Below are 24,808 nucleotides of genomic sequence, written 5' to 3'. Positions count from 1 at the left end.
ACGACCGGAAGCGCCCTCGCATGATGCGCGCACTCGCATGACAGCCTTCAGTTACAGTGTGTTTGTCCGCGGCGGCCCGGTGATGTGGCTGCTGGTGGCGCTCGGGGTGACCGCGCTCGTGGTGTTCGTGGAGCGTGCGCTCTTCCTGCACCGCGGGCAGATCCGCTCGACGGAATTCCTCAACGGCATCAAGAATCTCCTGCAGAAGGACCGACTGATGGAGGCGCTCACGCTGTGCGAGGAAACGCCCGGCCCCGTGGCCAAGCTGGTGAAGGCCGGCCTGCGCCATGCCCAGGACGACGAGCCGGCGATGCGCTTTGCCGTGCAGGAAGCGGCGCTGGCCGAGCTGCCGGTGCTGGAAAGGCGGATCAGTTCGCTCGCAGCGATCGCGCAGATCGCCCCGCTCCTCGGCCTGTTGGGCACGCTGCTCGGCATGATCCAGACCTTCTGGTACTTTAACCAAGGCGGAAGCTACGCTACCCCGCAGGCGCTGGCTGGCGGCATGTGGGAGGCCTTGCTCACCGCCGCGGCGGGGTTGGTGGTGGCGATCCCCGCCCATTTGGGGCGGCATTTTCTGGCGGGCCGCGTCCGGGCCCTGGTGCAGGACATGGAATGGGTCGGGAACGAACTGCTGCGGTATCTCTCCCTCGATCACCGCAAGGACGGGGGGCGGGCGCCATGATCACGCAACCGCTGGAGCTGCAGTCGCGACTCAGTCCGGCGCCGCGCGACCTGGATTTTTTTGCGTGGGTGAACGTGGGGCTGATCGCGCTGTTTTTCGGCCTGCTCGGCTCCCGCTTCGTGCTGGCGCCCGGGCTGGCGGTCGGGCTCGGCAACGAAGGCACGCTGGCGCTGCCCCAGATCAGCGGGGCCGAGGCCGGGGCGGGCCCGGCTTCGGTGGTGGTGAGTTACCGCCGCGACAAGGTGATCCTGTTCGAGGGTGGCATGTACGATCTGAAGGAATTGCGGACGCACATGGCCGCTTATGCGGAGAAGCACCCGGGGGCGGTGATGCTCGTGCGATCCGATGCGCAGGTTTCCATGCAGGCCATTCTGGACCTGTGCGAGATGGCGCGGGCCGTAGGCTTTGCCAATGTGCTCCTCGCCGCTGAGCAGACCCCTGTGACCGCTCCCCGTTGAGGGGGCTGCCGCGATGACGCAGTCCCGGTTCAGCATCAAGCGGCGGGTATGGGTCGGCCTCATCACGGGTTTGGCTGGGGTGGGGGCCTGGGGCTGGTGGCTGCAGAGCAAGCCGGTCCCGCCGCCCGTGCGTGCGACGACGGCGTCGCCCTTCGTGCAGTTGGCGGGCGCGGGCACCACCAGTGACGATCGCATATTGCAGGAGCGGGCGGAACTGCTCGATCCGACGCCGTTGTTTTTCCCGACCCAGTGGAATTATGGCCAAACCCCACTCAGTCAGGCGCGCCAAAGACTGCCCGGGGAGGTTTTTGGGAGCTTTGATCCCAAACTGACCGTCAGCGAGCAGGCCATCGCGCCCTACGGTTTGGAGCTGGCGCCGGTACCGGAGAAGCTGGCGGATGTCCTGGTGCAGGGGAATGAGGCGCCATTTGCCGGCATGGGCCAGATAGACCGGCCGCAGTCCACGCTGGCTGTCCGGTCTGGATTTCTCGAGATACGTGAATTGAAAAGTGGTAAAGCTATTCTTTTACAATCACTTACAGGAATTCAGCCACCGCGCTCGGATTACGCCCCTGTGGAATTTCTCGTGGTGGTAGGCAATGCCGGTTTGATTGGTGACCTCATTCTGACCGGTGGTTCGGGGTGGGATGAGGTGGATGGCTTTTTCCGGAATTACCTGGTCCGGTCTTACCATTTGGGCGAAAGACTGCCTCCCGGACGGTATCGCGTGGTGGTGGGGGCATAGAAATCTGCCAATTCGCACAAAATCTAGTTGACGGTCCTTTTCCGGAATCGTTTCTTCGTCGTTCTCTTTGTTTTTTGCCAGTGACTTGGTCTGCCCAGATAGCTCAGTTGGTAGAGCACGTTCTTGGTAAGGACGAGGTCGCCGGTTCGAATCCGGTTCTGGGCTCCAGGGCGACGTCGGTGATCTCCGACGTTAATCAAGATCAACCACTTCAATACCTAACCAAAACCACTACTCCACATGGCTAAAGGAACATTCGAACGCAAGAAGCCGCACGTCAACGTCGGCACGATCGGTCACGTCGATCACGGCAAGACCACGCTGACCACCTCGATTCTCGCCGTCCAGGCCCGCAAGGGTCTGGCCGAGGTCAAGACCTACGCCGACATCGCCAAGGGTGGCACCGTCCGTGACGCCTCCAAGATCGTCACGATCTCGGTCGCCCACGTGGAGTACGAGTCCGACAAGCGCCACTACGCGCACGTCGACTGCCCCGGCCACGCCGACTTCGTCAAGAACATGATCACCGGCGCCGCCCAGATGGACGGTGGCATCCTCGTGGTCTCCGCCGCTGACGGCCCGATGCCCCAGACCCGCGAGCACATCCTCCTGGCCCGCCAGGTCGGCGTGCCGAAGCTGGTCGTCTTCCTTAACAAGGTCGACCTCATCGACGACCCGGACCTCCTCGAGCTCGTCGAAGAGGAAATCCGCGATCTCCTCACCAAGTACCAGTTTGACGGCAAGGCCGCCAAGATCATCCGCGGTTCCGCCACGGCCGCCCTCGAGGGCAAGCCGGAGGGCGAGGCCGCCATCCAGGCCCTCATGGAGGCCCTTGATTCCGAGATCGCCGAGCCCGCTCGCGAGCTCGACAAGCCCTTCCTGATGTCCGTCGAGGACGTCTTCTCGATCACCGGCCGCGGCACCGTCGCGACGGGCCGTATCGAGCGTGGCATCGTCAAGCTCAACGAAAACGTTGAGATCGTCGGCCTCAAGGACACGACGACCACCGTCGTCACCGGCATCGAGATGTTCCGCAAGCTCCTCGATCAGGGCCAGGCGGGCGACAACGTCGGCATCCTGCTCCGCGGTATCGACAAGGAAGGCATCGAGCGCGGCCAGGTCATCGCCGCCCCGAAGTCCATTCTCCCGCACAAGAAGGCCAAGGCCGAAATCTACGTCCTCTCCAAGGACGAGGGTGGCCGCCACACGCCGTTCTTCAACGGTTACCGCCCCCAGTTCTACTTCCGCACGACGGACGTGACGGGCGTCGTCAACCTCCCGAAGGGTGTCGAGATGATCATGCCCGGCGACAACATCGCCGTGGACATCGAGCTCATCGCCCCCATCGCGATGGAGAAACTCCAGAAGTTCGCGATCCGGGAAGGCGGCCGCACCATCGGTGCCGGTCGTGTCACCGAGATCACCGAATAAGCGTCCTCAACCAGCTTCAGACCGACGCTGCCGGGGCTCCCTTTGGGGGTCCCGGCTGTGTCGTCTAAAAGAAATAACCACAGGGGTGTAGCTCAATTGGTAGAGTAGCGGTCTCCAAAACCGTTGGTTGGGGGTTCGATTCCCTCCGCCCCTGCCACCTTCGCCCGACAAATCACATGGCCAATCCCTTCCGCTCCGCCCGCCTCTTCTTCAGCGAACTCGTTGGCGAGTTGCAGAAAGCCAGCTGGCCGACCAAGTCCGAACTCAAGGATTCGACCATCGTCGTGATCGTCGCGTGCCTTCTGCTCGGCCTGTTCACGAGCGTCAGCGACTTCGCGCTGCTGAATGTCGTGAACGCCGTCACTGAGTGGGTCAGCCGTTAACCTTCCCTTCGTTCCCGATGTCCACCCAGACTTCCAATGCCCAGTGGTTCGCCCTGCACACGCTCTCCGGCCAGGAGAACAAGGTGAAGAACTACATCGAGAAGTTCAAGAAGGCCGAGGAGCTCGACGACCAGGTGCACGAGGTGCTCCTGCCGACCGAGATCGTTTCCGAGGTCAAGAACGGCAAGAAGTCCACCAAGGTGCGCAAGCTCTACCCGGGCTACGTGTTCATCAACATGTGCCTCTACGACGAGGAAAAGAAGGTCATGATCAAGCCCTTCTACTTCGTGAAGGACGCCTCGGGCGTCATCGGCTTTGTCGGCGGCGATCATCCCGCCGCGCTCCGGCAGAACGAGATCGACGAGATCAAGGCCCGCGTCGAGGCCGCCACCGGCAAGGAAGTGCCCAAGGTCACCTTCGAGGTGGGCGAGGAGCTCAAGATCACGGACGGCGCCTTCGCCAACCTCACCGGCCGCGTCGACGAGGTCGACCCCGCCCGTGGCAAGCTCAAGATTTCCGTCTCCATTTTCGGTCGGTTTACGCCCGTCGAACTCGAATACTGGCAGGTCCAGCGCGCCTCTGAAAGCTGATCCAGCCGCCCTCACCACCAACCAGTCCACCCTCCCTTACCATGGCCAAGAAAATTCAAGGTTACGTCCGTCTCCAGCTCCCCGCCGGTGCCGCCAATCCGGCGCCCCCGGTCGGTCCCGCCCTCGGCGCCCAAGGCGTCAACATCATGGGCTTCTGCAAGGAGTTCAACGCGAAGACCAAGGACCAGAACGGCATGATCATCCCGGTCGTGATCACCGTCTACAGCGACAAATCCTTCACCTTCATCCTGAAGTCGCCCCCGGCTTCCGTCCTCCTGAAGAAGGCCGCCGGCATCGCCTCCGGTTCCGCCAAGCCCAACATGGACAAGGTCGGCAAGGTCACGAAGAAGCAGATCCTCGAGATCATCAAACTCAAGAAGGCCGACCTCAACGCCAACAGCGAAGAGGCCGCCATCCGCATGATCGCCGGCACCGCCCGCAACATGGGCATCGAAGTCGTCGACTAATTTTCACCCAGCCCAGCAACTCACCGCGGGAGTCCTCACGGACGTTCGCACCGCAAGGAGTCCAACATGCCCGTCAAACACAGCAAACGCTACAACAGCGCCGCCAAGGCCGCTGACCTCACCAAGGAGTATCCCCTGAACGAAGCGGTGGAGATCCTCGCCAAGTTCCCCAAGGCCAAGTTCGATGAGACCATCGAGCTGTCCTTCCGCCTCGGGGTTGATCCCGCCCAGGGCGACCAGATGGTCCGCGGCACCACGCCGCTGCCCAACGGTTCCGGCAAGAAGGTCCGCGTCATCGTCTTCACCGACGATGCCGACAAGGCCCTCGCCGCCGGTGCCGATCACGCCGGCCTCGCCGAGCTGATGACCAAGATCAACGCCGGCTGGCTCGACTTCGACGTCGCGATCGCGACCACCGAGGCCATGAAGCAGGTCCGCACCCTCGCCCGCGTCCTCGGTCCCAAGGGCCTCATGCCCAACCCGAAGTCCGGCACCGTCACCGACGACATCCCCGCCGGCATCAAGGCCGTCAAGGCCGGCCGCGTGGAGTTCAAGGTCGACAAGACCGCCAACATCGGCGTCGGCGTCGGCAAGCGCTCCTTCACCACCGCCCAGATCTCCGAGAACGTCGCCGCGGTCCTCGAGGCCATCGGCAAGGCCAAGCCGGCCGCGTTCAAGGGCCACTACATCAAGAGCGTCACGCTCTCCTCGTCCATGAGCCCCGGCGTCAAGCTGGCGTCCACCGAGTTCAACAAATTCTAAGGAGCCCCGCACCATGAGAGCAGAAAAACAATACCTGATCGATGAAGTCAGCGGGCACCTCAAGAAGTCCGACTACGTCATCCTGACCAATTTCACGAAACTCACCGTCGCCGACGCGGCCGAGCTGCGCAAGCGCCTGGCCCCCGAGAAGGCCGAGTTCCACGTCGTGAAGAACAGCTCCTTCCGCGTCGCGGCCAAGGCCATGGGCCTGCCCGACCTCGAGGGCTCCCTCTCCGGCCAGACGGCCGTCGTGGTCGGCGGCAAGAACCCCGCCGGCGTCGCCAAGACCCTGAAAAAGTTCATCGAGGAAAAGCAGAAACTCGAGGTCAAGGTCGGCGTGCTCGACAAGAAGCTGATGACGGCCGCCGATCTGGCGAAGCTCGCCGATCTGCCTTCCTTCGACGCGCTGCGCTCGATGTTCCTCGGCCTCCTCACCATGCAGGGTGCCGCCTTCGTCCGCGTCCTCGACGCCAAGGTCAAGAAGGAGCAGCCCGCTGCTCCGGCCGCCTAACCCATCCAACCCAAATTTTCCGGCTCCGGCCGGAAGCAACTATCCAAGGAAGAGGCTAGGGGATACGTCCCTTAAACGCGTCTCATTCGAGACCGCTAGCCGCTTCAGGAGAACATACCATGAGCAACATCACCAAAGACCAAGTCATTGAATGGCTGTCCGCCCAGCCGATCCTCGAACTCGCCACCCTCGTGAAGGATCTCGAGGCGAAGTGGGGCGTTTCCGCCGCCGCGGCTGTCGCCGCCGGCCCCGCCGCCGGTGCCGCCCCCGCGGCCGCCGCCGAGGAGAAGACCGAGTTCACCGTCGTCCTCGTCGAGGCCGGCGCGAACAAGATCGGCGCCATCAAGGAAGTCCGCGCCATCACCGGCCTGGGCCTCAAGGAAGCCAAGGACCTGGTGGAAGGCGCGCCGAAGCCCGTCAAGGAAGGCGTCAACAAGGCCGAGGCCGAGGACATCAAGAAGAAGCTCGAGGCCGCCGGCGCCAAGGTGGAGCTCAAGTAACCGCTTGGCGTTTACCCGCTTCAACCCGCTCGATTCTACGAGACAGGCCGCGTCCAACCGCGGCCTGTCTTTCGGCTTTCGTTCTTTTGTTCTTTCCGCGTCCCAGGACCCCGCGTCCGGGCGCCGTTTTGCTACCTTGCCGCGCCGCAGTCTTGGCGTCGGCGAGTGAGTTCCGCTCCTTTTTTCAGTTCACATCTACACGGGAAATTCCATGGCCGACCGCACTCACACCGAACGCATTAACTTCGGCAAACTCCGCGAAGTCATCCAGCCGCCGAACCTCATCGAGCTGCAGATCAGCTCCTACCTCGAGTATCTCCAGAAGGATACGCCTGAGAAGCAGCGCAAGCCCTACGGCCTCGAGGCCGTCTTCCGTGAGGTGTTCCCGATCAATTCCTACGACGAGCGCCTGACGCTCGAGTACGTTTCCTACACGATCGGCGAGCCCAAGAGCTCCGAGATCGAGTGCCTCCGCGAGGGCACCACCTACGCCGTTCCGCTCTACGTGAAGCTCCGCCTCCGCGAGGAAGACTTCATCAAGGACGAGGAGATCTTCATGGGCGACATCCCCATGGTCACCGAGCGCGGCTCGTTCATCATCAACGGCGCCGAGCGCGTCGTCGTCTCCCAGCTCCACCGTTCGCCCGGCATCTGCTTCGAGGTGGCCACCCACCCGAACGGCAAGCTGCTGCACTCCTTCCGCATCATCCCCGACCGCGGCACCTGGCTCGAGGTCCAGTTCGACAATAACGACCTCCTCTACGTCTACCTCGACCGCCGCCGCCGCCGCCGCAAATTCCTCATCACGACCCTCCTCCGCTCCATCGGCTTCAGCCAGGACGTGGACATCCTCGGCCTCTTCTACGAGCTTCAGGACCTCAAGGTCAGCAAGGCGCTCGACCTCGAAAACGTCTCCACCCTCGTGCTGGTCGACGACGTGATCGACGCCCAGAAGGGCGTGGTCCTCGCGCGCGCCTACGAGCCGCTCACCAAGGCCATCATCCGCACCTTCGAGAAGCACGACATCAAGTCGATGCGCGTCATCGACACCACCAGCGACGAGGGCGCCATCATCCGCGCGCTCAAGAAGGACCCGACCCGCAACGAGGAGGAGGCCCTCAAGGAAATCTACAAGAAGCTGCGTCCGGGCGAGCCCCCGACCACGGCGAACGCCAAGGCCCTGCTCAAGCGCCTCTTCTTCGATCCCAAGCGCTACGACCTCGGCCGCGTCGGCCGCTACAAGATCAACCAGAAGCTCGACCTCAAGATCGACCTGGAAAACCGCATCCTCGAGAGCGCCGACGTCGTCGCCGCCACCAAGTATCTCGTCCGCCTCAAGAAGAGCGACGGCATCGTCGACGATATCGATCACCTCGGTTCCCGCCGCGTCCGCACCGTGGGCGAGCTCCTCGCCAACCAGTGCCGCGTCGGCCTCAGCCGCACGGAGCGTCTCGTTCGCGAGCGCATGACCCTCTATGACCAGAGCGTCGACTCGATCACGCCCCAGAAGCTGATCAACCCGAAGGCCCTGACGACCGTGATCCGCGATTTCTTCGCGCGCTCCCAGCTGTCGCAGTTCATGGACCAGATCAACCCGCTCGCCGAGCTCACCCACAAGCGCCGCCTGTCGGCCCTTGGACCGGGCGGCCTCAACCGCGAGCGCGCCGGCTTCGAAGTCCGCGACGTGCACCCGTCGCACTACGGCCGCATCTGCCCGATCGAGACCCCGGAAGGTCCGAACATCGGCCTCATCAATTCCCTGTCCACCTATGCCCGCGTGAACGAGTTCGGCTTCATCGAGGCGCCCTACCGGGTCGTCGAGAAGGAGAAGGGCCGCGTCACCGACAAGGTCGTCTACCTCACCGCCGACCAGGAGGAAGGCAAGACCATCGCCCAGGCCAACGCCGAGGTCGATGACAAGGGTAACTTCATCGGCAAGGTCACCGCCCGTAACTCCGGCAACTTCCTCGAAGTCGCCGCCGACGAGGTCGACCTGATGGACGTCTCCCCCAAGCAGGTGGTGTCCGTCGCCGCCGGCTTGATCCCGTTCCTTGAGCACGACGACGCCAACCGCGCGCTGATGGGCTCGAACATGCAACGCCAGGGCGTGCCGCTCCTCCAGACCGAGGCGCCGTTCGTCGGCACCGGCCTCGAGGCCCGTCTCGCGAGCGACTCCAAGACCGTCGTCATCGCCGAGGAACCCGGCATCGTCGCCTCCGTCGACGCCAAGCAGATCATCGTCACCAAGGACGGCGAGCTGCCCCGCCACCCGAAGCACAACCCGAAGGACCACGTCTTCGTGTATGAACTCCGCAAGTTCATGCGCTCGAACGCCGGCACCTGCTTCTCCCAGCGCCCGATCGTCAAGAAGGGCCAGAAGGTCAAGAAGGGCGAGTGCATCGCGGACGGTCCCTCGACCGACCACGGCGAGCTCGCACTCGGCCGCAACGTGCTCGTCGGCTTCATGCCGTGGAACGGCTACAACTTCGAAGACGCCATCCTCATCTCCGAAAAGGTGCTGAAGGAAGACATCTTCACCTCCATCCACGTCCAGGAATTCGAGGTCACCGCGCGTGACACGAAGCTCGGGCCTGAGGAGATCACCCGCGACATCCCGAACATCGGCGAGGAAGCCCTCAAGAACCTCGACCACAACGGCGTCATCCGCGTCGGTGCCGAGGTGAAGCCCGGCGACATCCTCGTCGGCAAGATCACCCCGAAGTCCGAGACCGAGCTCGCTCCCGAAGAGAAGCTCCTTCGCGCCATCTTCGGCGAGAAGGCCGCCGACGTGAAGGACACCTCCCTCATCGTTCCCTCCGGTGTGAACGGCATCATCATGGACGTGAAGGTCTCGACCAGCCGCCTCGACGCGGAGCGCGACCGCATGTCCCCGTCCGACCGCCGCCGCCAGGTGAAGCAGATCCAGGAAGATTATAAGACGCAAATGGACAAGCTGCGCGAGCAGCTGACCGAGGCGCTCTCCAACATCCTCCTCGGCGAGAAGATCCCCCTCGACGTCATCAACGGCCAGTCCGGCGAAATCATCATCCCGGCCAACCGCAAGATCACGAAGACGCTCCTGCGCAAGCTCGCGGCCGTCGCGAAGCACATCGAGATCGATCCCTCCCCGGTCCGCATCAAGATCATGGAGATCATCGCCTCCTTCCAGTCGAAGTTCGACGAGTTGGAAGGCGACCGCGAACGCAAGATCGCCAGCATCGAGACCGGCGAGGACGGCGGTCCCGGCGTCATCAAGCAGGTCAAGGTCTACATCGCCACAAAGCAGAAGCTCGAGGTCGGTGACAAGATGGCCGGCCGCCACGGTAACAAGGGCGTCGTCGCCAAGATCGTGCCGGAAGAGGACATGCCCTTCCTGCCCGACGGCACCCCGATCGAAATCTGTCTCAACCCCCTCGGCGTGCCTTCGCGCATGAACGTGGGTCAGGTGCTCGAGACCCACCTCGGCTGGGCTTGCAAAAAGCTCGGCATCAAGGTGGCCACCCCCGTGTTCGACGGCATCCCCGAGAGCAAGGTGCGCGGCTACCTCAAGGAGGCCAAGCTGCCTTCCACCGGCAAGTCCTCGCTCTTCGACGGTCGCACCGGCGAGAAACTCGATCAGGAGGTCGTCGTCGGCTACATCTACATGATGAAGCTGAACCATCTCGTGTCGCACAAGATCCACGCCCGCGCGGTCGGTCCTTACTCCCTCGTCACCCAGCAGCCGCTGGGCGGCAAGGCCCAGTACGGCGGCCAGCGCTTCGGCGAGATGGAGGTCTGGGCGCTCGAGGCCTACGGCGCGGCGCACACGCTGCAGGAGCTCCTCACGGTCAAGTCCGACGACGTCAACGGCCGCACCAAGATCTACGAGTCGCTCGTCAAGGGCGACAACACGCTGAGCGCCGGCACGCCGGAATCGTTCAACGTCCTGGTCAAGGAAATGCAGGCCCTCGGTCTCGACATCAAACTCGCCAAGCGCACCGCGCTGGGCGAGGCCCTCGGTGGCACGGGCACCCGCTAACACTTAACACAATACTGGGAGCACAATCATAATGAGCACCGAACACGCCCGCGAAGAAGTCCGTTCCGTCCTCGGTTCGGACGAGAATCAGTTCGACAACGTTTCGATCACCGTCGCCGCGCCGGAAACCATCCGCGCCTGGTCCAAGGGTGAGGTCAAGAACCCCGAGACCATCAACTACCGCACCTTCAAGCCCGAGCCGGGTGGTCTTTTCTGTCAAAAGATCTTCGGCCCGGTGCGTGACTACGAGTGCGCTTGCGGCAAGTACAAGCGCATCAAGTACAAGGATGTCGTGTGCGATCGCTGCGGCGTCGAGGTGACCATCGCCCGCGTCCGTCGCGAGCGCATGGGCCATATCGAGCTCGCCGTCCCCGTCGCCCACATCTGGTTCCTCAAGAGCATGCCGAGCCGCCTTGGCCTCCTGCTCGACATGACCGCCCGTTCGCTCGAGCGCGTCATCTACTACGAGAACTACATGGTGACCAACGCGGGCAAGACGCCGCTCGAGCTCAAGCAGCTCCTCACCGAGACCGAGTACCAGCAGGCCGTCGATGAGTACGGCGCCGATGCCTTCACCGCCAAGATGGGCGCCGAGGCCGTCCGCGACGTGCTCACCCAGATCGACATGGAGGCCGTCGTCGCCGAGCTCCACGAGACGATGCGCGCCACCCGCTCGAAGCAGATCAAGAAGAAGCTCTCGAAGCGTCTCAAGGTCATCGGCGGTTTCATCAGCTCCAAGTCCCGTCCCGAGTGGATGGTCATGGAAGTCCTCCCGGTCATCCCGCCGGACCTGCGCCCCCTCGTCCCGCTCGAGGGTGGCCGCTTCGCGACCTCCGACCTCAACGATCTCTATCGCCGCGTCATCAACCGCAACAACCGTCTGCGGAACCTGATGCAGCTGAAGACGCCCGACGTCATCATCCACAACGAAAAGCGCATGCTCCAGGAGGCCGTCGACGCTCTGTTCGACAACGGCCGCCACGGCCGCCCCGTCACGGGCGCCGGCAATCGCGCCCTGAAGTCGCTCTCCGACATGCTCAAGGGCAAGCAGGGCCGCTTCCGCCAGAACTTGCTCGGCAAGCGCGTCGACTACTCCGGCCGCTCCGTCATCGTCATCGGTCCCGAGCTCAAGCTCAACCAGTGCGGTCTGCCCAAGAAGATGGCGCTCGTGCTCTTCGAGCCGTTCATCATCCGCCGCCTCAAGGAACTCGGCTTCGTGCACACCGTCCGCGGTGCCCGCAAGATGATCGAGAAGAAGTCCCCGGAAGTCTGGGACATCCTCGAGGAGGTCACCAAGGGCCACCCGGTGCTGCTCAACCGCGCGCCGACCCTGCACCGTCTCTCGATCCAGGCTTTCGAGCCCGTGCTCATCGAGGGTTCCTCCATCCGCGTCCACCCCCTCGTCTGTACCGCCTACAACGCGGACTTCGACGGTGACCAGATGGCCGTCCACGTGCCGCTGTCCCTCGAGGCCATCCTGGAGTGCAAACTCCTGATGATGTCCACGAACAACATCTTCTCGCCGTCCTCCGGCAAGCCGATCCTCACGCCGTCGCAGGACATCGTCCTCGGCGCCTACTACCTGTCCGTCGAGCCGCGCGCCAAGCCCGCCAAGGGCGTCCGCGTGCCGCTGCTCTCCGGCCTCCAGGAAGTCCAGTACGTCAAGATGGACGGCGCCCTCAAGGTGCACGATTGGATCCACGTCCCGAACCCCGATTTCGGCAAGGACACCGTCTACGGCAACAAGGAGCGCAAGGTGCTTCTCACCACCGTCGGCCGCGTGATCTTCAACCAGATCTGGCCCGCCGGTCTCGGTTTCATCAACTTCCCGGTGCCGAAGGGCAAGCTGGGCGACCTCATCCTCAACACCTACAAGGTGGCGGGTGACCGCGTCACGGTCGAGACCCTCGACAAGCTGAAGGAGCTGGGCTTCCAGACCGCCATGCAGGCCGGTATCTCTATCGGTATCGACGACATGATCATCCCCGAGAACAAGAAGGAGATCGTGGCCGACGCACGCAAGAAGGTCGACGAGGTCGAGTCCCAGTACAAGAAGGGCATCATCACCTCCGGCGAGCGCTACAACAAGATCATCGACATCTGGACCGGCGCCACCGACCGCATCGCCAAGGCGGTCTTCGCCAAGCTCGAGAACAACGACGGCCGCACCGAGGTGAATCCGGTTTACATCATGATGGATTCCGGCGCCCGCGGTAACAAGCAGCAGGTTCGCCAGCTGTGCGGTCTCCGCGGCCTCATGGCCAAGCCCTCCGGCGAGATCATCGAGCGCCCCATCCTGTCCTCCTTCCGCGAGGGCCTCACGGTGCTCGAGTACTTCATCTCGACCCACGGCGCCCGCAAGGGTCTCGCCGACACCGCCCTCAAGACCGCCGACGCCGGCTACATGACGCGCAAGCTGTGCGACGTGGCCATGGACGTGGTCATCACCGAGGAAGACTGCGGCACCCGCGACGGCATCTGGAAGAAGGCGATCTTCGAAGGCGAAACCATGCTGGTCTCCCTCGCGGAACGCATCGTGGGCCGGTTCTCGGCCGACGACGTCTACGATCCCCTCAACCCGACGAAGACCATCGTCGGCGCCGGCGAACTCATCACCGAGGAGCTGGGCAAGCGGATCGACGACTCCGGCATCGAGCGCATCAAGGTGCTCTCGCCGCTCACCTCCACCAGCGAGCACGGCATCGACGCGAAGTCCTACGGCATCAATCCCGCCACCAACAAGGTCGCGAAGATCGGTGACTCCGTCGGCATCATCGCCGCCCAGTCCATCGGCGAGCCCGGCACGCAGCTCACCATGCGTACCTTCCACATCGGTGGCGTCGCTTCCGCCGGCTCGAAGAACCCCGAGATCAAGGTCCGCAATTCCGGTATCGTCAAATACCGCGGCCTCCGTCTCGTGCAGACCGCCGAGGGCTTCAACATCGTCCTCAACAAGACCGGTTCGCTGCAGATCCTCGACGACAACGACCGCGAGCTGGAGTCCTACCCGATCGTGGTCGGCACCTTCCTCTCCGTCTCCGACGCCGACAAGGTCACCAAGGGCCAGACCATCGCCCAGTGGGATCCGTACAACATCCCGGTCCTCTCCGAGAAGGCCGGCACGCTCCACTTCAAGGACATGATCCCGGGTGTGACCGTGAAGCGCGAGCTCGACGAATCCACCGGCCGCATCGCGACCGTGGTCATCGAGCACAAGGAAGACCTCAACCCGCAGATCGAAGTTCGCGACGATCACGGCAAGCCGGTCGCCGCTTACTCCATCCCGACGGGCGCGCAGGTCGCGGTCGCCGAGGGTGACATCATCCAGCCCGGTGCGCTGCTCGCCAAGACCCCGCGTCAGGCGTCCGTCACCAAGGACATCACCGGTGGTCTCCCCCGCGTGGCCGAGCTTTTCGAAGCCCGCCGCCCGAAGGAAGCCGCCGAGATGGCCCGCATCGAGGGTGTCGTCTCCTTCGAGGGCTCCATCCGCGGCAAGCGCAAGCTCGTCGTCCGCCAGGAAGAGTCCGGCGCGGAAGAGGAACACCTCATCCCGCACGGCAAGCACATCATCGTGCAGGCCGGCGACGTCGTCCACAAGGGCCAGCATCTCACGGAAGGCTCCGCCGATCCGCATGAGATTCTGGAAATCCTCGGGCCGACCGCGCTGTATGAGTTCCTCATCGGCCAGGTGCAGGAAGTCTATCGTCTCCAGGGCGTGTCGATCAACGACAAGCACATCGAGGTCATCATCCGCCAGATGCTCCGCAAGGTCCGCATCAGCGATCCGGGTGACACCGAGTGGTTCTGGGGCGAGCAGATCGACCGCATCGCCTTCCTGCGCGAAAACAAGCGCATGGAGACCGCCGGCGGCAAGCCGGCCGAGGCCGAGCCGATCCTGCTGGGCATCACCAAGGCCTCGCTCGAGACCGAGAGCTTCATCTCGGCCGCCTCCTTCCAGGAGACGACCCGCGTCCTCACCGACGCCTCGACGCTGGGCAAGGTCGATACGCTCAAGGGCTTCAAGGAAAACGTCATCATGGGTCACCTGATCCCTGCGGGCACCGGACTCCCGGCCTACAAGAAGCTCAAGGTCACGCTGCCCCTCGGCGGCGAGATCCCGATGGACGAGGCCCCCAAGGCCACGGCCGAGGCGAGCTAAGCCGACGGAACTCCACACCTTTCAAGCCGCCTGGTCGCAAGACCGGGCGGCTTTTTTTGCGCCTCTGCCGAGGGGCGCGGCCGGTCGGTGAAAGCGCGAGGAACGCCGGGGAGGAATCGCCCGGCCCGGCCCCTTGCGGGTGACGTGGGTGCCCTCGCTCTTAAGCCCCGCCAATCGGCGGCGTTGTCATGCCCGGGGGCGCCTCGGGCGGACGCGGTTTGCGCCGATCGATGCCGTCCCATTTTTTGGCCGGGGTAACAAGAGTCTCCGCCAGATGCAACGGGGCCTTGGCCAGGGTAAAGAGCAGGGGCAGGGTGGCCAGCAGCGTCACGGCCGACGTGTTAGGTGTGAACCCGCCGAGCATCGCCGAGGCCACCGCCATGAAGAAAATTGCCCCCCAAATGAGGGCGCTGGCGAGGGTGGGCCACGCGAGCAGCTTGAGCCAGATCCGCGCCGGACGCCGGGAGCGCCAGAGGGCCGGGGCGGAGAGGCTCAGGACCGTGCCAAAGAGCAATACCCCGGGGAGCCCGCCGCCGACAATCGTGCTGAGCGTGTAAAGCAGGGCATCCAGCAGGCCAAAAACCTTGGTCGCGAACAACCCGAGCTTCACATTGGCGTTGGGCGGGGAGAACAGGTCGTCCCGGTCGTACAGGCTGGTGAAGCGCACGGATTCGATCCGCTGATGACGGGCCACGTACTCGGCCAGACGTTGTTCGTAACGGGCGGGATTGGCCCGTTTCAGACTCAGGGCGCGGGGGACCTGGGGCACGCCGTCCACCACGCTCGCGACCTCGGGGAAGTCGCTCTTCAGGCGCTGGCGGGCCTCGGTGATGTTAAAGGGGGCACCCAGTCCCAGTGGGGCCCACCCATACTCGCTCTCGCGCAGGCGGGCGGCGAAGGTCCGCACCAGGGCGACCGGGTGCTGGTCCAGCGCCACACTGGAGAGTTGATAGTTAAACGTGGTCCAGGTGCCGGCAAAGCTTGGGGAAACCGCAGTCAGCCCCCCGGCCAGCGCCAAGCCACCGAGGAGGAGGCCCGCCCCCCATTTTAGCGCCTGCAGTATCTCCCGGCGCAGCCAGGGCTGGAATTTTTCTTCGGAAATACCGATGGACCTCAGCGAACGCATGGATGGGGAGGTAGACAGGGTGGGGGGCGGAAGTCACGCCTGAGCAGGCCGGGCCGCGGGCGTTTGTTTAGGCCGTCGCCGCCCCCGGCTAAAGCAAAAATTGACGTTGTTTTTGAGAGGAGAATGGGGATTCTGCAGGTCCTCCCGCCAAAAAGATGTCTGTTGAGCCTTGCTCCGGATGTCTTCTCGCCCGGCCCCTCTGGGGTCGGGCGTTCTTTTTGTCCACGGTTCGGGCCCCAGCCGCAATTTGGTTCCATGCAGGCTCCCGGGTCGCGTCACTCGACCCGCGTGTGGCGGCCGACAGGGCAGGGGAGTAGGCCTCCGCCAGGCCAGTTTCAGCCCTTGTGAATAACTTTTCCGCTGTTTTTTCGATTTAACTCTTGAAGTAGGGTCAGGCCCCCTGCTTTTCTGACCCTCCCTATCGTCACTTACAGCCACTGCAGCCAAACTGTAGAGGCACCTGAGACGCCGCGATTTCGAGTGGGAATCCCCCGCCTGAAGTCGTGTTTCCCATAAAGCGCGAAATAGTTCTTGCCGGGGGCCCTTGCTCCGGTAGGTTCCGCGCCTTTTCCACTTTTCCCAACCTTTCATCCAAACACATGCCAACCATCAACCAACTCGTGAGAAAAGGACGCCGCAAAGTCGTTGCGAAGTCCAAGGCTCCGGCGTTGCAGGGTAATCCCTTCCGCCGCGGCGTTTGTGTGCAGGTCATGACCCGCACGCCGAAAAAGCCGAACTCGGCCATCCGCAAAGTCGCGAAGGTCCGCCTCACGAACGGCACCGAGGTCATCTCCTATATCCCCGACGAGGGCCACAACCTCCAGGAGCACTCCATTGTGCTCGTGCGCGGTGGCCGCGTGAAGGATCTCCCCGGCGTGCGTTACCACATTGTCCGCGGCACCCTCGACGCCACCGGTGTCGAGAAGCGCCGTCGTTCCCGTTCCAAATACGGCGTCAAGCGCCCGAAGGCCGCCAAGTAAACCCGTTCTTTTTCCGCCACCATGTCACGTCGCCGCAGAGCCACTCATCGCCCCACCGTCCCGGATGTCCGCTATAACAGCGCCCTGGTGACCCACCTGATCAACGTCATCATGAAGAGCGGCAAGCGCACGCTCGCCGAGCGCATCGTCTACGGTGCCTTCGAGAAGGTGAGCGAGAAGCTCCAGAAGGGCGACCCGGTCGACCTGCTGATGGGCGCGATGGAAAACGCCCGCCCGAAGCTGGAGGTCAAGAGCCGCCGCGTCGGTGGCGCCACCTACCAGGTTCCCGTGGAAATCACCTTTGAGCGCCAGGAATCCCTGGCCCTCCGCTGGATTGTCGACGCCGCCAACGGCCGCAAGGGCATCCCGATGCGCGAGGCCATCGCCGCCGAGATCGTGGACGCCTACAACAACACCGGCTCCGTGGTGAAGAAGAAGGAAGAAATGCACAAGATGGCCCAGGCCAACCGCGCCTTCGCCCATCTCCGCTGGTAAGGAATCACCCGATCATGTCCGTCGCTTCTCCCATCAAGATCACTGTCGTCACCGACAAGGCGAAAACCTCGTCGGTCAACTCGAAGGACCGTCCGTTCCCGCTGGAATGGACGCGTAACATCGGTATTGCCGCGCACATCGACGCCGGCAAGACGACCACGACCGAGCGCATCCTCTTCTACTCCGGCGCCGTCCACAAGATGGGCGAGGTGCACGAGGGCTCCACCGTCACCGACTGGATGGAGCAGGAGCGCGAGCGCGGCATCACGATCACCGCCGCCGCCATTTCCTGCGCCTGGAACGCTTCCTGGGGTCCCTGGAAGGGCATTAAGCAGCGCATCAATATCATCGACACCCCCGGTCACGTGGACTTCACCGCCGAGGTCGAGCGCTCGCTCCGCGTGCTCGACGGCGCCGTCGCCGTGTTCTGCGCCGTCGCCGGCGTGCAGCCCCAGTCCGAGACCGTCTGGCGCCAGGCCAACAAGTACAAGGTGCCGCGCGTGGCGTTCATCAACAAGATGGACCGCACCGGCGCCGACTTCTTCCGCGCCGTCTCCGAGATGCGCGAGAAGCTCAAGGCCAACGCCCATCCCATCTTCATCCCGATCGGCAAGGAGGAGAACTTCTCCGGTCTCGTCGATCTCGTGCAGAACGTCGCCTACTCCTTCGAGGAGGATCCGGCCGACCAGCTGGGCATGAAGCCCAAGACGATGCCGATCCCCGCGGAGATGGCCGCCCAGGCCAAGGAATACCGCGAGAAGCTCATCGAGGCCGTGTGCGACTTTGATGACGTCATCGCCGAGAAGTACCTCAACGGCGAGGAGATCAGCGTCGAAGAGCTGATGCTCGGCGTCCGCAAGGCCACCATCTCCCTCCAGTTCACCGGCGTCATCCCGGGCTCCGCCTTCAAGAAGAAGGGTGTCCAGCGCCTGCTCGACTGCGTCGTCAACTACCTCCCGAGCCCCATCGACGTCCCCCCCATGCAGGGCCAGGACAGCGACGGCAAGGTCGTCGAGGCCGTCGTCGACGACAAGGCCAAGATGGCCGGTCTCGCGTTCAAGCTCTGGAACGATCCCTTCGTGGGCCGCCTCGTGTTCTTCCGCGTCTACACCGGCCAGCTGCCGCGCGGCATGTCCCTCTACAATCCCCGCACCCGCCGCAGCGAGCGCGTCTCCCGCCTCGTCCTCATGCGCGCCATCGAGCGCGAGGAAATCGAGGTCGCCTACGCGGGTGACATCTGCGCCGTCGTCGGCATCAAGGAAGTCATCACCGGCGACACCCTGTGCGACGAGGATTTCGACATCCGTCTCGAGCCGCCGTCCTTCCCCGAGCCCGTCATCTCGATGTCCATCGAGCCGAACTCCAAGGGCGACCAGGAAAAGCTCGGCGTGGCGCTCCAGCGCCTCGTGGCCGAGGATCCGACCCTGCGCGTCAAGACCGACCAGGACACGGGTCAGACCATCCTCGCCGGCATGGGCGAGCTGCACCTCGAGATCATCATCGACCGCATGAAGCGCGAGTTCAAGGTCGAGGCCACTTCCGGCAAGCCCCAGATCGCCTACCGTGAGACCATCACCAAGGCGGCCGAGGGCGAGGGCAAGTTCATCCGTCAGTCCGGCGGCAAGGGCCAGTACGGCCACGTCGTCGTCAAGATGGAACCCAACGAGAAGGGCAAGGGCGTCGAGGTCATCAACGAGACCGTCGGCGGCTCCATCCCGAAGGAATTCATCAAGCCCGCCACCGACGGCCTGCTCGAGGGCGCCAACAACGGCGTCATCGCCGGCTTCCCCGTGGTCGATGCCATCATCCGCATCACTGACGGCTCCTTCCACGAGGTCGACTCGTCCGAAATGGCCTTCAAGATGGCCGGCATCTTCGCCTTCAAGGAAGCGATGAAGCAGGCCGGCCCGATCCTGCTCGAGCCCATCATGGGCGTCGAGGTCACCACCCCCGAGGAATATCAGGGCGACCTGATGGGTGACATCAACCGCCGCCGCGGCCAGATCCAGGGCATGGAGAACAAGACCGGCGCGTGCATCATCTCGGCGCACGTCCCGCTCGAGCTCCTGTTCGGCTACGTCACCGACATCCGCTCGCTTTCGAAGGGCCGCGCCAGCGCGTCCATCACTCCGTCCCACTTCGCGCAGGTTCCGAACTCGCAGCTTGCGAAGATTGTCGAGACCAACGCCAAGGGCCCCGCCCGTACCTAACTTTAACCTCCGTTCTTTATCCCGCCATGAAAGGCCAACGCATTCGCATCAAACTCCAGGGCTTCGACTATCGCGTCATCGACCAGTCCGCCTCGGAAATCGTGGAAACCGCCAAGCGCTCCGGCGCCCGCGTCTCGGGTCCCATCCCGCTGCCCACCCACATCGTGAAGCTTTCGGTCAACCGCTCCCCGCACGTCGACAAGAAGTCCATGGAGCAGTTCGAATCCCGCACGCACAAGCGCCTCATCGACATCCTGGAGCCCACCGCCCAGACCGTCGACGAACTCAAGAAGCTCAACCTTCCGTCCGGCGTCGATATTACCATCAACGTTTAAAATTTCCCAACCCACACCATCTTAGCCAAGCCAGCCGGCTCACCCCGGCCCTTGCTAAAGTAGGTCTAAACAAACGGCGCTCACCCGCCACCTACCACTTAGCCCATGATCGCTACACTATTAGGAAAAAAAATCGGCATGACCCAGGTCTACGACGCTCAAAACGTCCTGGTCCCGGTCACCGTGGTTGAAGCCGGCCCGTGCCCGGTCGTTCAAGTCAAGACCATCGAGTCCGACGGCTACAATGCCGTGCAGCTCGGTTTCGGTGCCCAGAAGGCGAAGAACGCCTCCAAGGCCGAGACCAATCACGCCAAGAAGGCCGGTCTCGGCAGCACGCCCCGCGTGCTGAACGAGGTCCGCCTCACCGAGGCGTTCACCGGCAAGGCCGGCGACGTCATCACGGTGGCCGCCTTCACCGAAGGCCAGGTCATCGACGTGCTCGGCGTGTCGAAGGGCAAGGGCTTCCAGGGCGTCGTCAAGCGCTTCCGCGTCGGCGGCGGCCCCGCCGCCCACGGCTCCATGTTCCACCGCCGCATCGGCTCCATCGGCATGCGCCAGACGCCCGGCCGCACCTGGAAGAACCAGCGCATGCCCGGCCACATGGGCAGCCTGTTCCGCACCGTGCAGAACCTGCGCGTCGTGAAGATCATCGCCGACAAGAACCTCATCCTCGTCAACGGCTCCATTCCTGGCGCCAACGGCGACGATGTCATCATCCGGGCGGGCAAGAAGGCCAAGAAAGCCTAACCAAACGGAGACCGATCAAAATGAAACTTACCGTTTTCACATCCGATGCCTCGAAGAGCTCCGAACAGGAGTTCGCCCTGCCGACCTTTGAAGGGTCCAAGGGCCTGCAGGCCGTCAAGGAAGTCGTCGTTGCTCACCGGGCCAACGCCCGCCAGGGCACGCGTTCCACCAAGACCCGCGGCGAAGTGCGCGGCGGCGGCAAAAAGCCGTGGAACCAGAAGGGCACGGGCCGCGCCCGCGCCGGTTCCTCCCGCTCCCCCCTGTGGTCCGGCGGCGGCGTCGTCTTCGGCCCCAAGCCCCGCGACTTCTCCAAGAAGATCAACGGCAAGGTCAAGGCCCTCGCCTTCAACCGCGCCCTCTTCGACCGCGCCACCGCCGGTGACGTCGCCGTCATCGAGACGTTCACCGCCAAGGCCAACAAGACCAAGGCCATCAACACCGTCCTCGGCCGCATCGCCCCCAAGGGCAAGGTGCTCATCGTCGACGCTCCCTTCACCACCGAGGCCAGCCGCGCCGCGCGCAACCTCGCCCGTGTCACCCTCCAGGAAGCCTCCAAGCTCAACACCCTCGATCTCGTGCAGTACGCCAAGATCGTCGTGTCCAGCAAGGCCCTCGAGACGATCATCGCCCGCACCAATGGAGGCCAGTCATGATTAGCGCCGATAAAGTCCTCAAAACCATCCGCCTGACGGAAAAGTCCAACAAGCTCTCCTCGAACTTCGGGCAGTACACCTTCGAGGTGTTCCCCTCCGCCACGAAATTCACCGTGCGCGAGGCCGTCGAGCAGACCTTCAAGGTCACCGTCACCCGCGTGAACATCCAGAATCGCAAGGGCAAGCCGAAGAAGTCCCGCGCCGGCCGTCCGATCACGAAGTCCGACAGCAAGCGCGCCATCGTTACCCTCAAGCAGGGCGACAAGATCGAGCTCACTTCCTGAGCCACCCGGAGACACCACCACCATGGCCCTCAAATCCTTCCGTCCCCACACCGCGTCCCTCCGGTTCACCACCCTGAACCGCCCGGCCGGCCTGTCCAAGAACCGCCCGGAGCGCTCCCTCGTCGAGTCGAAGAGCAAGACCGGCGGCCGCAACACCTACGGTCGCATCACCTCCCGCCGTCGCGGCGGCGGGCACAAGAAGCTCTACCGCATCATCGACTTCAAGCGCGCCAAGCTCGACATGCCCGCCAAGGTGCAGTCGATCGAGTACGATCCCAATCGCACGGCCCTGCTCGCGCTCCTCGCCTATGCCGACGGCACCAAGACCTATGTCCTCGCGCCCGCGGGGCTCAAGGCCGGTGACACCGTCTACAACGCGATGAAGACCGACACGAACGACTTCCGTCCCGGCAATTCGTTCCCGCTCTCCGTGATCCCGCCCGCCACCAAGCTGCACGCCGTCGAGCTGCTGCCCGGCCGCGGCGCCCAGATCGCCCGCTCCGCCGGCACCTCCGTCGAGCTCGTGGCCATCGAAAACGGCTACGCCCAGATCCGCATGTCCTCCGGCGAGACCCGCCTGGTCAACGCCCAGTGCCGCGCCACCATCGGCGAGGTTTCCAACGCCGACCACAGCAAACGCTCCCTCGGCAAGGCCGGCCGCAATCGCTGGCTCGGCAAGCGCCCCCGCGTCCGCGGCGTCGCCATGAACCCGGTCGACCACCCCAACGGTGGCGGTCAGGGCAAGTCCAAGGGCGGCGGCGGTCGCCAGCACCTCGTGTCCCCGTGGGGCCAGCTCGCCAAGGGCTTCCCGACGCGCAAGCGCACCAAGCTCTCCAGCAACTTCATCCTCGTTCGCGCCAACGGCCGTCCGCCGCGCGGCAAGAAGTAATCTCAACGACCCCGCACCATGGCACGTTCCATCAAGAAAGGTTTCTTCGTCGACTACCACCTCCTGGAAAAAATCCAGAAGGCGGCCAAGGCCGGTGGCGCCCGCAAGCCCATCCAGACCTGGTCCCGTCGCTCCACCATCACGCCCGAGTTCGTGGGCCACACCATCAGCGTTCACAACGGCAAGGCGCACATCGCCGTCTACGTCACGGAGAACATGGTCGGGCACAAGCTCGGCGAGTTCGCCCCGACCCGCATCTTCAAGGCGCACGGCGGCATGACCCGCAAGGAAATCTGAGGCCACCGCCCAACCGGAATACTACCATGGAAATCCAAGCTCTCACCCGCAATGCGCGCATGTCCCCGCGCAAGGTCCGCGAAATCGCGAACCAGATCCAGGGCCGCCCCGTCCCCGAGGCCATCGACTTTCTCACGCTCATCCCGCGCAAGTCCGCGCGCCTGCTGGCCAAGACGCTTAAGAGCGCCGTGGCCAACGCGGAGAACAACAACAGCCTCGTGGCCAGCACCCTCACCGTGCACCGCGCCCTCGTCGAACCCGGCCCCGTCCTGAAGCGTTTCAAGGCCGGCGCCAAGGGCTCCGCCAAGCCGCGCGTCAAGCGCATGTCGCACCTCCGCATCGTCCTCACCGACGGCAAATCCAACTAACCACTTCCATGGGACAAAAGACCAACCCCACAGGCTTCCGCCTCGCCGTCCGCCGCAACTGGCAGTCACGCTGGTTCGCGCGCAAGAAGGATTTCGCCAAGCTCCTCCATGAGGACCAGATCATCCGCTCCATGCTGATGGAGAAGCTCAAGCAGGCCTCCGTGCCGCGCATCTTCATCGAGCGCGCCGGCAACCGCGTGCGCGTCAAGATCTTCACCGCCCGCCCCGGCATCGTCATCGGCAAGAAGGGCCAGGAGGTCGAGAACATGAAGGTCGCCCTCGGCAAGCTCACCGGCAAGGAGGTCCTCCTCGACATCCAGGAGGTCAAGAAGCCCGAGATCGAGGCCCAGCTCGTCGCCGAGAGCGTCGCGCTCCAGCTCGAGCGCCGCATCGCCTTCCGCCGCGCCATCAAGAAGTCCATCCAGACCGCCATGTCCCTTGGCATCGACGGCATCAAGATCCAGTGCTCCGGCCGTCTCGGCGGCACCGACATCGCCCGCCGCGAGTGGCAGCGCCAGGGCCGCATTCCCCTCCACACCCTGCGCGAGAACATCGATTACGGCTTCGCCGAGGCCCAGACCCTCTGGGGCAAGATCGGCGTCAAGTGCTGGATCTGCAAGAAAGACGAATCCAACTAACTCAGACACCATTTCGCCTGCAGCTTAACCCTCAGGCCCTTTTCCCATGGCTCTAGCTCCCGCCCGCACCAAATACCGCAAGTCGATGAAAGGCTCCCGCGCTGGCAATGCCAAGCGCGGCAACACTCTCGCCTTCGGCGAATTCGGCCTCCAGTCGCTCTCCCGCGGCCCCATGACCGGCCAGCAGATCGAGGCCGCCCGCGTCACCATCGCCCGCCACCTCAAGCGCAAGGGCAAGCTCTGGATCCGCATCTTCCCGCACAAGCCCGTGACCAAGAAGCCCGCCGAGGTGCGCATGGGCCAGGGCAAGGGCCCGGTCGAGTTCTACGTCGCCGTCATCAAGCCTGGCGCCGTGCTCTTCGAACTCGCCGGCGTCCCCCACAGCATCGCCAAGGAGGCCTTCCGCCTCGCCGACGCCAAGCTCCCCTTCCGCTGCCGCTTCATCGTGCGCGAAGGCGCCGCCGTCTAACCCTCAGGAGACCGACGAACATGACTTCCAAAGAAATCCGCGAACTCGCTCCCGCCGAGATCACCACCAAGCTCCGCGAGACCCGCGAGCTCCTCCTCCAGCTCCGCCTGCGCAAGAATTCCGGCCAGGTCGAGAAGCCCCATCTCCTCCGCGAGTACCGCAAGGACATCGCCCGCCTGGAGACCATCCTCAAGCAGAAGAAAACGACGAAGGCCGCCTGAGGCCGCCGGCGCTAACCGCACAATCCCATGTCCACTCACGTCCGCCACAACGCCCGCAAGACCGTCATCGGCTTCGTCACCTCCAAGATGGGCGACAAGTCCGTCAAGGTCACCGTCCCCTACAAGACGCCGCACCCGCTCTACCACAAGGTCATCAACCGCAAGACCGTCCTTCACGTCCACGACGAGAAGAACGAGGCCAAGCTCGGGGACAAGATCGAGGTCATGGAGACCCGCCCCATCAGCCGCCTCAAGCGCTGGCGCGTCATCCGCGTCATCGAGGCCGCCGTCGGCCTTGATCTCGTCGCCGTGTCCGAGAAGGACGTCGCCGAGGCTGTCCCGACCAAGACCACCAAGGCCAACAAGGCCTAACCCGGCCCCCGGAGATAC

The 24,808-nt window shown here is 64.0% G+C and carries 27 protein-coding genes and 2 tRNA genes; 28 read left to right on the top strand and 1 reads right to left on the bottom strand.

Going from position 1 to position 24,808, the window contains the following annotated elements:
- Positions 1 to 37: 37 nt before the first annotated feature.
- The 14 genes from Verru16B_RS02450 (at position 38) to rpoC (ending at position 14,706) form a co-directional block, all read left to right on the top strand.
- The gene (locus Verru16B_RS02450) at positions 38 to 682 is read left to right on the top strand and encodes a MotA/TolQ/ExbB proton channel family protein (RefSeq protein WP_069960801.1); all 645 of its coding nucleotides are present in this window, start codon (positions 38 to 40) and stop codon (positions 680 to 682) included.
- A complete protein-coding gene (locus Verru16B_RS02445; RefSeq protein ID WP_069960800.1) occupies positions 679 to 1,140 on the top strand; it encodes an ExbD/TolR family protein in 462 nt (153 codons plus the stop codon). Before Verru16B_RS02450 ends, Verru16B_RS02445 begins: the two co-directional genes overlap by 4 nt.
- A gap of 13 nt (positions 1,141 to 1,153) precedes the next feature.
- Positions 1,154 to 1,885 (top strand): hypothetical protein, encoded by a 732-nt coding sequence (locus tag Verru16B_RS02440; RefSeq protein WP_069960799.1) that lies wholly within the window; start codon positions 1,154 to 1,156, stop codon positions 1,883 to 1,885.
- 92 nt (positions 1,886 to 1,977) lie between these two features.
- A tRNA-Thr gene (locus Verru16B_RS02435) sits at positions 1,978 to 2,053 on the top strand.
- Positions 2,054 to 2,125: 72 nt separating this feature from the next.
- Positions 2,126 to 3,316, top strand: a complete 1,191-nt coding sequence (tuf, locus tag Verru16B_RS02430; RefSeq protein WP_069960798.1) for an elongation factor Tu — start codon at positions 2,126 to 2,128, stop codon at positions 3,314 to 3,316.
- Between the two features lie 81 nt (positions 3,317 to 3,397).
- Positions 3,398 to 3,473, top strand: a tRNA-Trp gene (locus Verru16B_RS02425).
- 19 nt (positions 3,474 to 3,492) lie between these two features.
- The gene (secE, locus tag Verru16B_RS02420) at positions 3,493 to 3,699 is read left to right on the top strand and encodes a preprotein translocase subunit SecE (protein WP_069960797.1); all 207 of its coding nucleotides are present in this window, start codon (positions 3,493 to 3,495) and stop codon (positions 3,697 to 3,699) included.
- Positions 3,700 to 3,716: 17 nt separating this feature from the next.
- Positions 3,717 to 4,289 (top strand): transcription termination/antitermination protein NusG, encoded by a 573-nt coding sequence (gene nusG, locus Verru16B_RS02415; protein WP_069960796.1) that lies wholly within the window; start codon positions 3,717 to 3,719, stop codon positions 4,287 to 4,289.
- A 41-nt stretch (positions 4,290 to 4,330) separates the two neighbouring features.
- Positions 4,331 to 4,756, top strand: a complete 426-nt coding sequence (rplK, locus tag Verru16B_RS02410) for a 50S ribosomal protein L11 (RefSeq protein ID WP_069960795.1) — start codon at positions 4,331 to 4,333, stop codon at positions 4,754 to 4,756.
- A 66-nt stretch (positions 4,757 to 4,822) separates the two neighbouring features.
- Positions 4,823 to 5,518: a 50S ribosomal protein L1 gene (rplA, locus tag Verru16B_RS02405; protein ID WP_069960794.1), complete on the top strand. Its 696-nt coding sequence runs from the start codon at positions 4,823 to 4,825 to the stop codon at positions 5,516 to 5,518.
- A gap of 13 nt (positions 5,519 to 5,531) precedes the next feature.
- Positions 5,532 to 6,029: a 50S ribosomal protein L10 gene (rplJ, locus tag Verru16B_RS02400; protein ID WP_069960793.1), complete on the top strand. Its 498-nt coding sequence runs from the start codon at positions 5,532 to 5,534 to the stop codon at positions 6,027 to 6,029.
- 119 nt (positions 6,030 to 6,148) lie between these two features.
- Positions 6,149 to 6,529 carry a 50S ribosomal protein L7/L12 gene (gene rplL / locus Verru16B_RS02395; RefSeq protein ID WP_069960792.1) on the top strand — a complete coding sequence of 127 codons (381 nt, stop codon included), beginning with the start codon at positions 6,149 to 6,151 and terminating at the stop codon, positions 6,527 to 6,529.
- A 211-nt stretch (positions 6,530 to 6,740) separates the two neighbouring features.
- On the top strand, positions 6,741 to 10,547 hold the full coding sequence (gene rpoB / locus Verru16B_RS02390) for a DNA-directed RNA polymerase subunit beta (protein WP_069960791.1): 3,807 nt from the start codon (positions 6,741 to 6,743) through the stop codon (positions 10,545 to 10,547).
- Between the two features lie 31 nt (positions 10,548 to 10,578).
- Complete coding sequence (rpoC, locus tag Verru16B_RS02385; RefSeq protein WP_069960790.1) at positions 10,579 to 14,706, top strand: DNA-directed RNA polymerase subunit beta'; 4,128 nt, start codon at positions 10,579 to 10,581, stop codon at positions 14,704 to 14,706.
- 160 nt (positions 14,707 to 14,866) lie between these two features.
- On the opposite strand, the gene Verru16B_RS02380 is transcribed toward rpoC, so the two are convergent.
- Positions 14,867 to 15,832, bottom strand: coding sequence for a hypothetical protein (locus tag Verru16B_RS02380; RefSeq protein WP_069960789.1), 966 nt, complete (start codon positions 15,830 to 15,832; stop codon positions 14,867 to 14,869).
- 599 nt (positions 15,833 to 16,431) lie between these two features.
- Here Verru16B_RS02380 and rpsL point away from each other — a divergent pair.
- The 14 genes from rpsL (at position 16,432) to rpsQ (ending at position 24,790) form a co-directional block, all read left to right on the top strand.
- Positions 16,432 to 16,812, top strand: a complete 381-nt coding sequence (rpsL, locus tag Verru16B_RS02375) for a 30S ribosomal protein S12 (RefSeq protein WP_069960788.1) — start codon at positions 16,432 to 16,434, stop codon at positions 16,810 to 16,812.
- 21 nt (positions 16,813 to 16,833) lie between these two features.
- Entirely contained in the window at positions 16,834 to 17,307 is a 474-nt protein-coding gene (gene rpsG, locus Verru16B_RS02370) for a 30S ribosomal protein S7 (protein ID WP_069960787.1), read from the top strand.
- A 14-nt stretch (positions 17,308 to 17,321) separates the two neighbouring features.
- Complete coding sequence (gene fusA / locus Verru16B_RS02365; protein ID WP_069960786.1) at positions 17,322 to 19,517, top strand: elongation factor G; 2,196 nt, start codon at positions 17,322 to 17,324, stop codon at positions 19,515 to 19,517.
- 26 nt (positions 19,518 to 19,543) lie between these two features.
- Entirely contained in the window at positions 19,544 to 19,852 is a 309-nt protein-coding gene (rpsJ, locus tag Verru16B_RS02360) for a 30S ribosomal protein S10 (RefSeq protein ID WP_069960785.1), read from the top strand.
- A gap of 105 nt (positions 19,853 to 19,957) precedes the next feature.
- Complete coding sequence (gene rplC / locus Verru16B_RS02355; protein WP_069960784.1) at positions 19,958 to 20,599, top strand: 50S ribosomal protein L3; 642 nt, start codon at positions 19,958 to 19,960, stop codon at positions 20,597 to 20,599.
- 20 nt (positions 20,600 to 20,619) lie between these two features.
- Positions 20,620 to 21,252, top strand: a complete 633-nt coding sequence (gene rplD, locus Verru16B_RS02350; protein WP_069960783.1) for a 50S ribosomal protein L4 — start codon at positions 20,620 to 20,622, stop codon at positions 21,250 to 21,252.
- Positions 21,249 to 21,536 (top strand): 50S ribosomal protein L23, encoded by a 288-nt coding sequence (gene rplW / locus Verru16B_RS02345; protein ID WP_069960782.1) that lies wholly within the window; start codon positions 21,249 to 21,251, stop codon positions 21,534 to 21,536. Before rplD ends, rplW begins: the two co-directional genes overlap by 4 nt.
- A gap of 22 nt (positions 21,537 to 21,558) precedes the next feature.
- Positions 21,559 to 22,425, top strand: a complete 867-nt coding sequence (gene rplB, locus Verru16B_RS02340; RefSeq protein WP_069960781.1) for a 50S ribosomal protein L2 — start codon at positions 21,559 to 21,561, stop codon at positions 22,423 to 22,425.
- Between the two features lie 18 nt (positions 22,426 to 22,443).
- Entirely contained in the window at positions 22,444 to 22,722 is a 279-nt protein-coding gene (rpsS, locus tag Verru16B_RS02335; RefSeq protein WP_069960780.1) for a 30S ribosomal protein S19, read from the top strand.
- A 26-nt stretch (positions 22,723 to 22,748) separates the two neighbouring features.
- Positions 22,749 to 23,090 (top strand): 50S ribosomal protein L22, encoded by a 342-nt coding sequence (gene rplV, locus Verru16B_RS02330; protein WP_069960779.1) that lies wholly within the window; start codon positions 22,749 to 22,751, stop codon positions 23,088 to 23,090.
- Positions 23,091 to 23,098: 8 nt separating this feature from the next.
- Complete coding sequence (gene rpsC / locus Verru16B_RS02325; protein ID WP_069960778.1) at positions 23,099 to 23,728, top strand: 30S ribosomal protein S3; 630 nt, start codon at positions 23,099 to 23,101, stop codon at positions 23,726 to 23,728.
- Positions 23,729 to 23,774: 46 nt separating this feature from the next.
- Complete coding sequence (gene rplP / locus Verru16B_RS02320) at positions 23,775 to 24,197, top strand: 50S ribosomal protein L16 (RefSeq protein ID WP_069960777.1); 423 nt, start codon at positions 23,775 to 23,777, stop codon at positions 24,195 to 24,197.
- A gap of 20 nt (positions 24,198 to 24,217) precedes the next feature.
- On the top strand, positions 24,218 to 24,418 hold the full coding sequence (rpmC, locus tag Verru16B_RS02315) for a 50S ribosomal protein L29 (RefSeq protein WP_069960776.1): 201 nt from the start codon (positions 24,218 to 24,220) through the stop codon (positions 24,416 to 24,418).
- Between the two features lie 27 nt (positions 24,419 to 24,445).
- The gene (gene rpsQ / locus Verru16B_RS18735; RefSeq protein ID WP_069960775.1) at positions 24,446 to 24,790 is read left to right on the top strand and encodes a 30S ribosomal protein S17; all 345 of its coding nucleotides are present in this window, start codon (positions 24,446 to 24,448) and stop codon (positions 24,788 to 24,790) included.
- The last annotated feature ends 18 nt before the right edge of the window (positions 24,791 to 24,808 follow it).

The sequence above is a fragment of the Lacunisphaera limnophila genome (assembly GCF_001746835.1).
Classification (GTDB): Bacteria; Verrucomicrobiota; Verrucomicrobiia; order Opitutales; family Opitutaceae; genus Lacunisphaera; species Lacunisphaera limnophila.
This window is presented reverse-complemented; position numbering and strand designations above follow the sequence as displayed.

Coding starts and splice junctions, on each gene's coding strand:
- rpsC (WP_069960778.1), top strand. CDS start 23,099: ATGGGACAAAAGACCAACCCCACAGGCTTCCGCCTCGCCGTCCGCCGC.
- rplA (WP_069960794.1), top strand. CDS start 4,823: ATGCCCGTCAAACACAGCAAACGCTACAACAGCGCCGCCAAGGCCGCT.
- rpoC (WP_069960790.1), top strand. CDS start 10,579: ATGAGCACCGAACACGCCCGCGAAGAAGTCCGTTCCGTCCTCGGTTCG.
- rpsQ (WP_069960775.1), top strand. CDS start 24,446: ATGTCCACTCACGTCCGCCACAACGCCCGCAAGACCGTCATCGGCTTC.
- nusG (WP_069960796.1), top strand. CDS start 3,717: ATGTCCACCCAGACTTCCAATGCCCAGTGGTTCGCCCTGCACACGCTC.
- rpsL (WP_069960788.1), top strand. CDS start 16,432: ATGCCAACCATCAACCAACTCGTGAGAAAAGGACGCCGCAAAGTCGTT.
- rplW (WP_069960782.1), top strand. CDS start 21,249: ATGATTAGCGCCGATAAAGTCCTCAAAACCATCCGCCTGACGGAAAAG.
- rpsS (WP_069960780.1), top strand. CDS start 22,444: ATGGCACGTTCCATCAAGAAAGGTTTCTTCGTCGACTACCACCTCCTG.
- rplC (WP_069960784.1), top strand. CDS start 19,958: ATGATCGCTACACTATTAGGAAAAAAAATCGGCATGACCCAGGTCTAC.
- Verru16B_RS02380 (WP_069960789.1), bottom strand. CDS start 15,832: ATGCGTTCGCTGAGGTCCATCGGTATTTCCGAAGAAAAATTCCAGCCC.
- rplV (WP_069960779.1), top strand. CDS start 22,749: ATGGAAATCCAAGCTCTCACCCGCAATGCGCGCATGTCCCCGCGCAAG.
- Verru16B_RS02450 (WP_069960801.1), top strand. CDS start 38: ATGACAGCCTTCAGTTACAGTGTGTTTGTCCGCGGCGGCCCGGTGATG.
- rplL (WP_069960792.1), top strand. CDS start 6,149: ATGAGCAACATCACCAAAGACCAAGTCATTGAATGGCTGTCCGCCCAG.
- rpoB (WP_069960791.1), top strand. CDS start 6,741: ATGGCCGACCGCACTCACACCGAACGCATTAACTTCGGCAAACTCCGC.
- rplK (WP_069960795.1), top strand. CDS start 4,331: ATGGCCAAGAAAATTCAAGGTTACGTCCGTCTCCAGCTCCCCGCCGGT.
- fusA (WP_069960786.1), top strand. CDS start 17,322: ATGTCCGTCGCTTCTCCCATCAAGATCACTGTCGTCACCGACAAGGCG.
- rpmC (WP_069960776.1), top strand. CDS start 24,218: ATGACTTCCAAAGAAATCCGCGAACTCGCTCCCGCCGAGATCACCACC.
- rplD (WP_069960783.1), top strand. CDS start 20,620: ATGAAACTTACCGTTTTCACATCCGATGCCTCGAAGAGCTCCGAACAG.
- rplP (WP_069960777.1), top strand. CDS start 23,775: ATGGCTCTAGCTCCCGCCCGCACCAAATACCGCAAGTCGATGAAAGGC.
- rpsG (WP_069960787.1), top strand. CDS start 16,834: ATGTCACGTCGCCGCAGAGCCACTCATCGCCCCACCGTCCCGGATGTC.
- rplB (WP_069960781.1), top strand. CDS start 21,559: ATGGCCCTCAAATCCTTCCGTCCCCACACCGCGTCCCTCCGGTTCACC.
- tuf (WP_069960798.1), top strand. CDS start 2,126: ATGGCTAAAGGAACATTCGAACGCAAGAAGCCGCACGTCAACGTCGGC.
- Verru16B_RS02445 (WP_069960800.1), top strand. CDS start 679: ATGATCACGCAACCGCTGGAGCTGCAGTCGCGACTCAGTCCGGCGCCG.
- secE (WP_069960797.1), top strand. CDS start 3,493: ATGGCCAATCCCTTCCGCTCCGCCCGCCTCTTCTTCAGCGAACTCGTT.
- rplJ (WP_069960793.1), top strand. CDS start 5,532: ATGAGAGCAGAAAAACAATACCTGATCGATGAAGTCAGCGGGCACCTC.
- Verru16B_RS02440 (WP_069960799.1), top strand. CDS start 1,154: ATGACGCAGTCCCGGTTCAGCATCAAGCGGCGGGTATGGGTCGGCCTC.
- rpsJ (WP_069960785.1), top strand. CDS start 19,544: ATGAAAGGCCAACGCATTCGCATCAAACTCCAGGGCTTCGACTATCGC.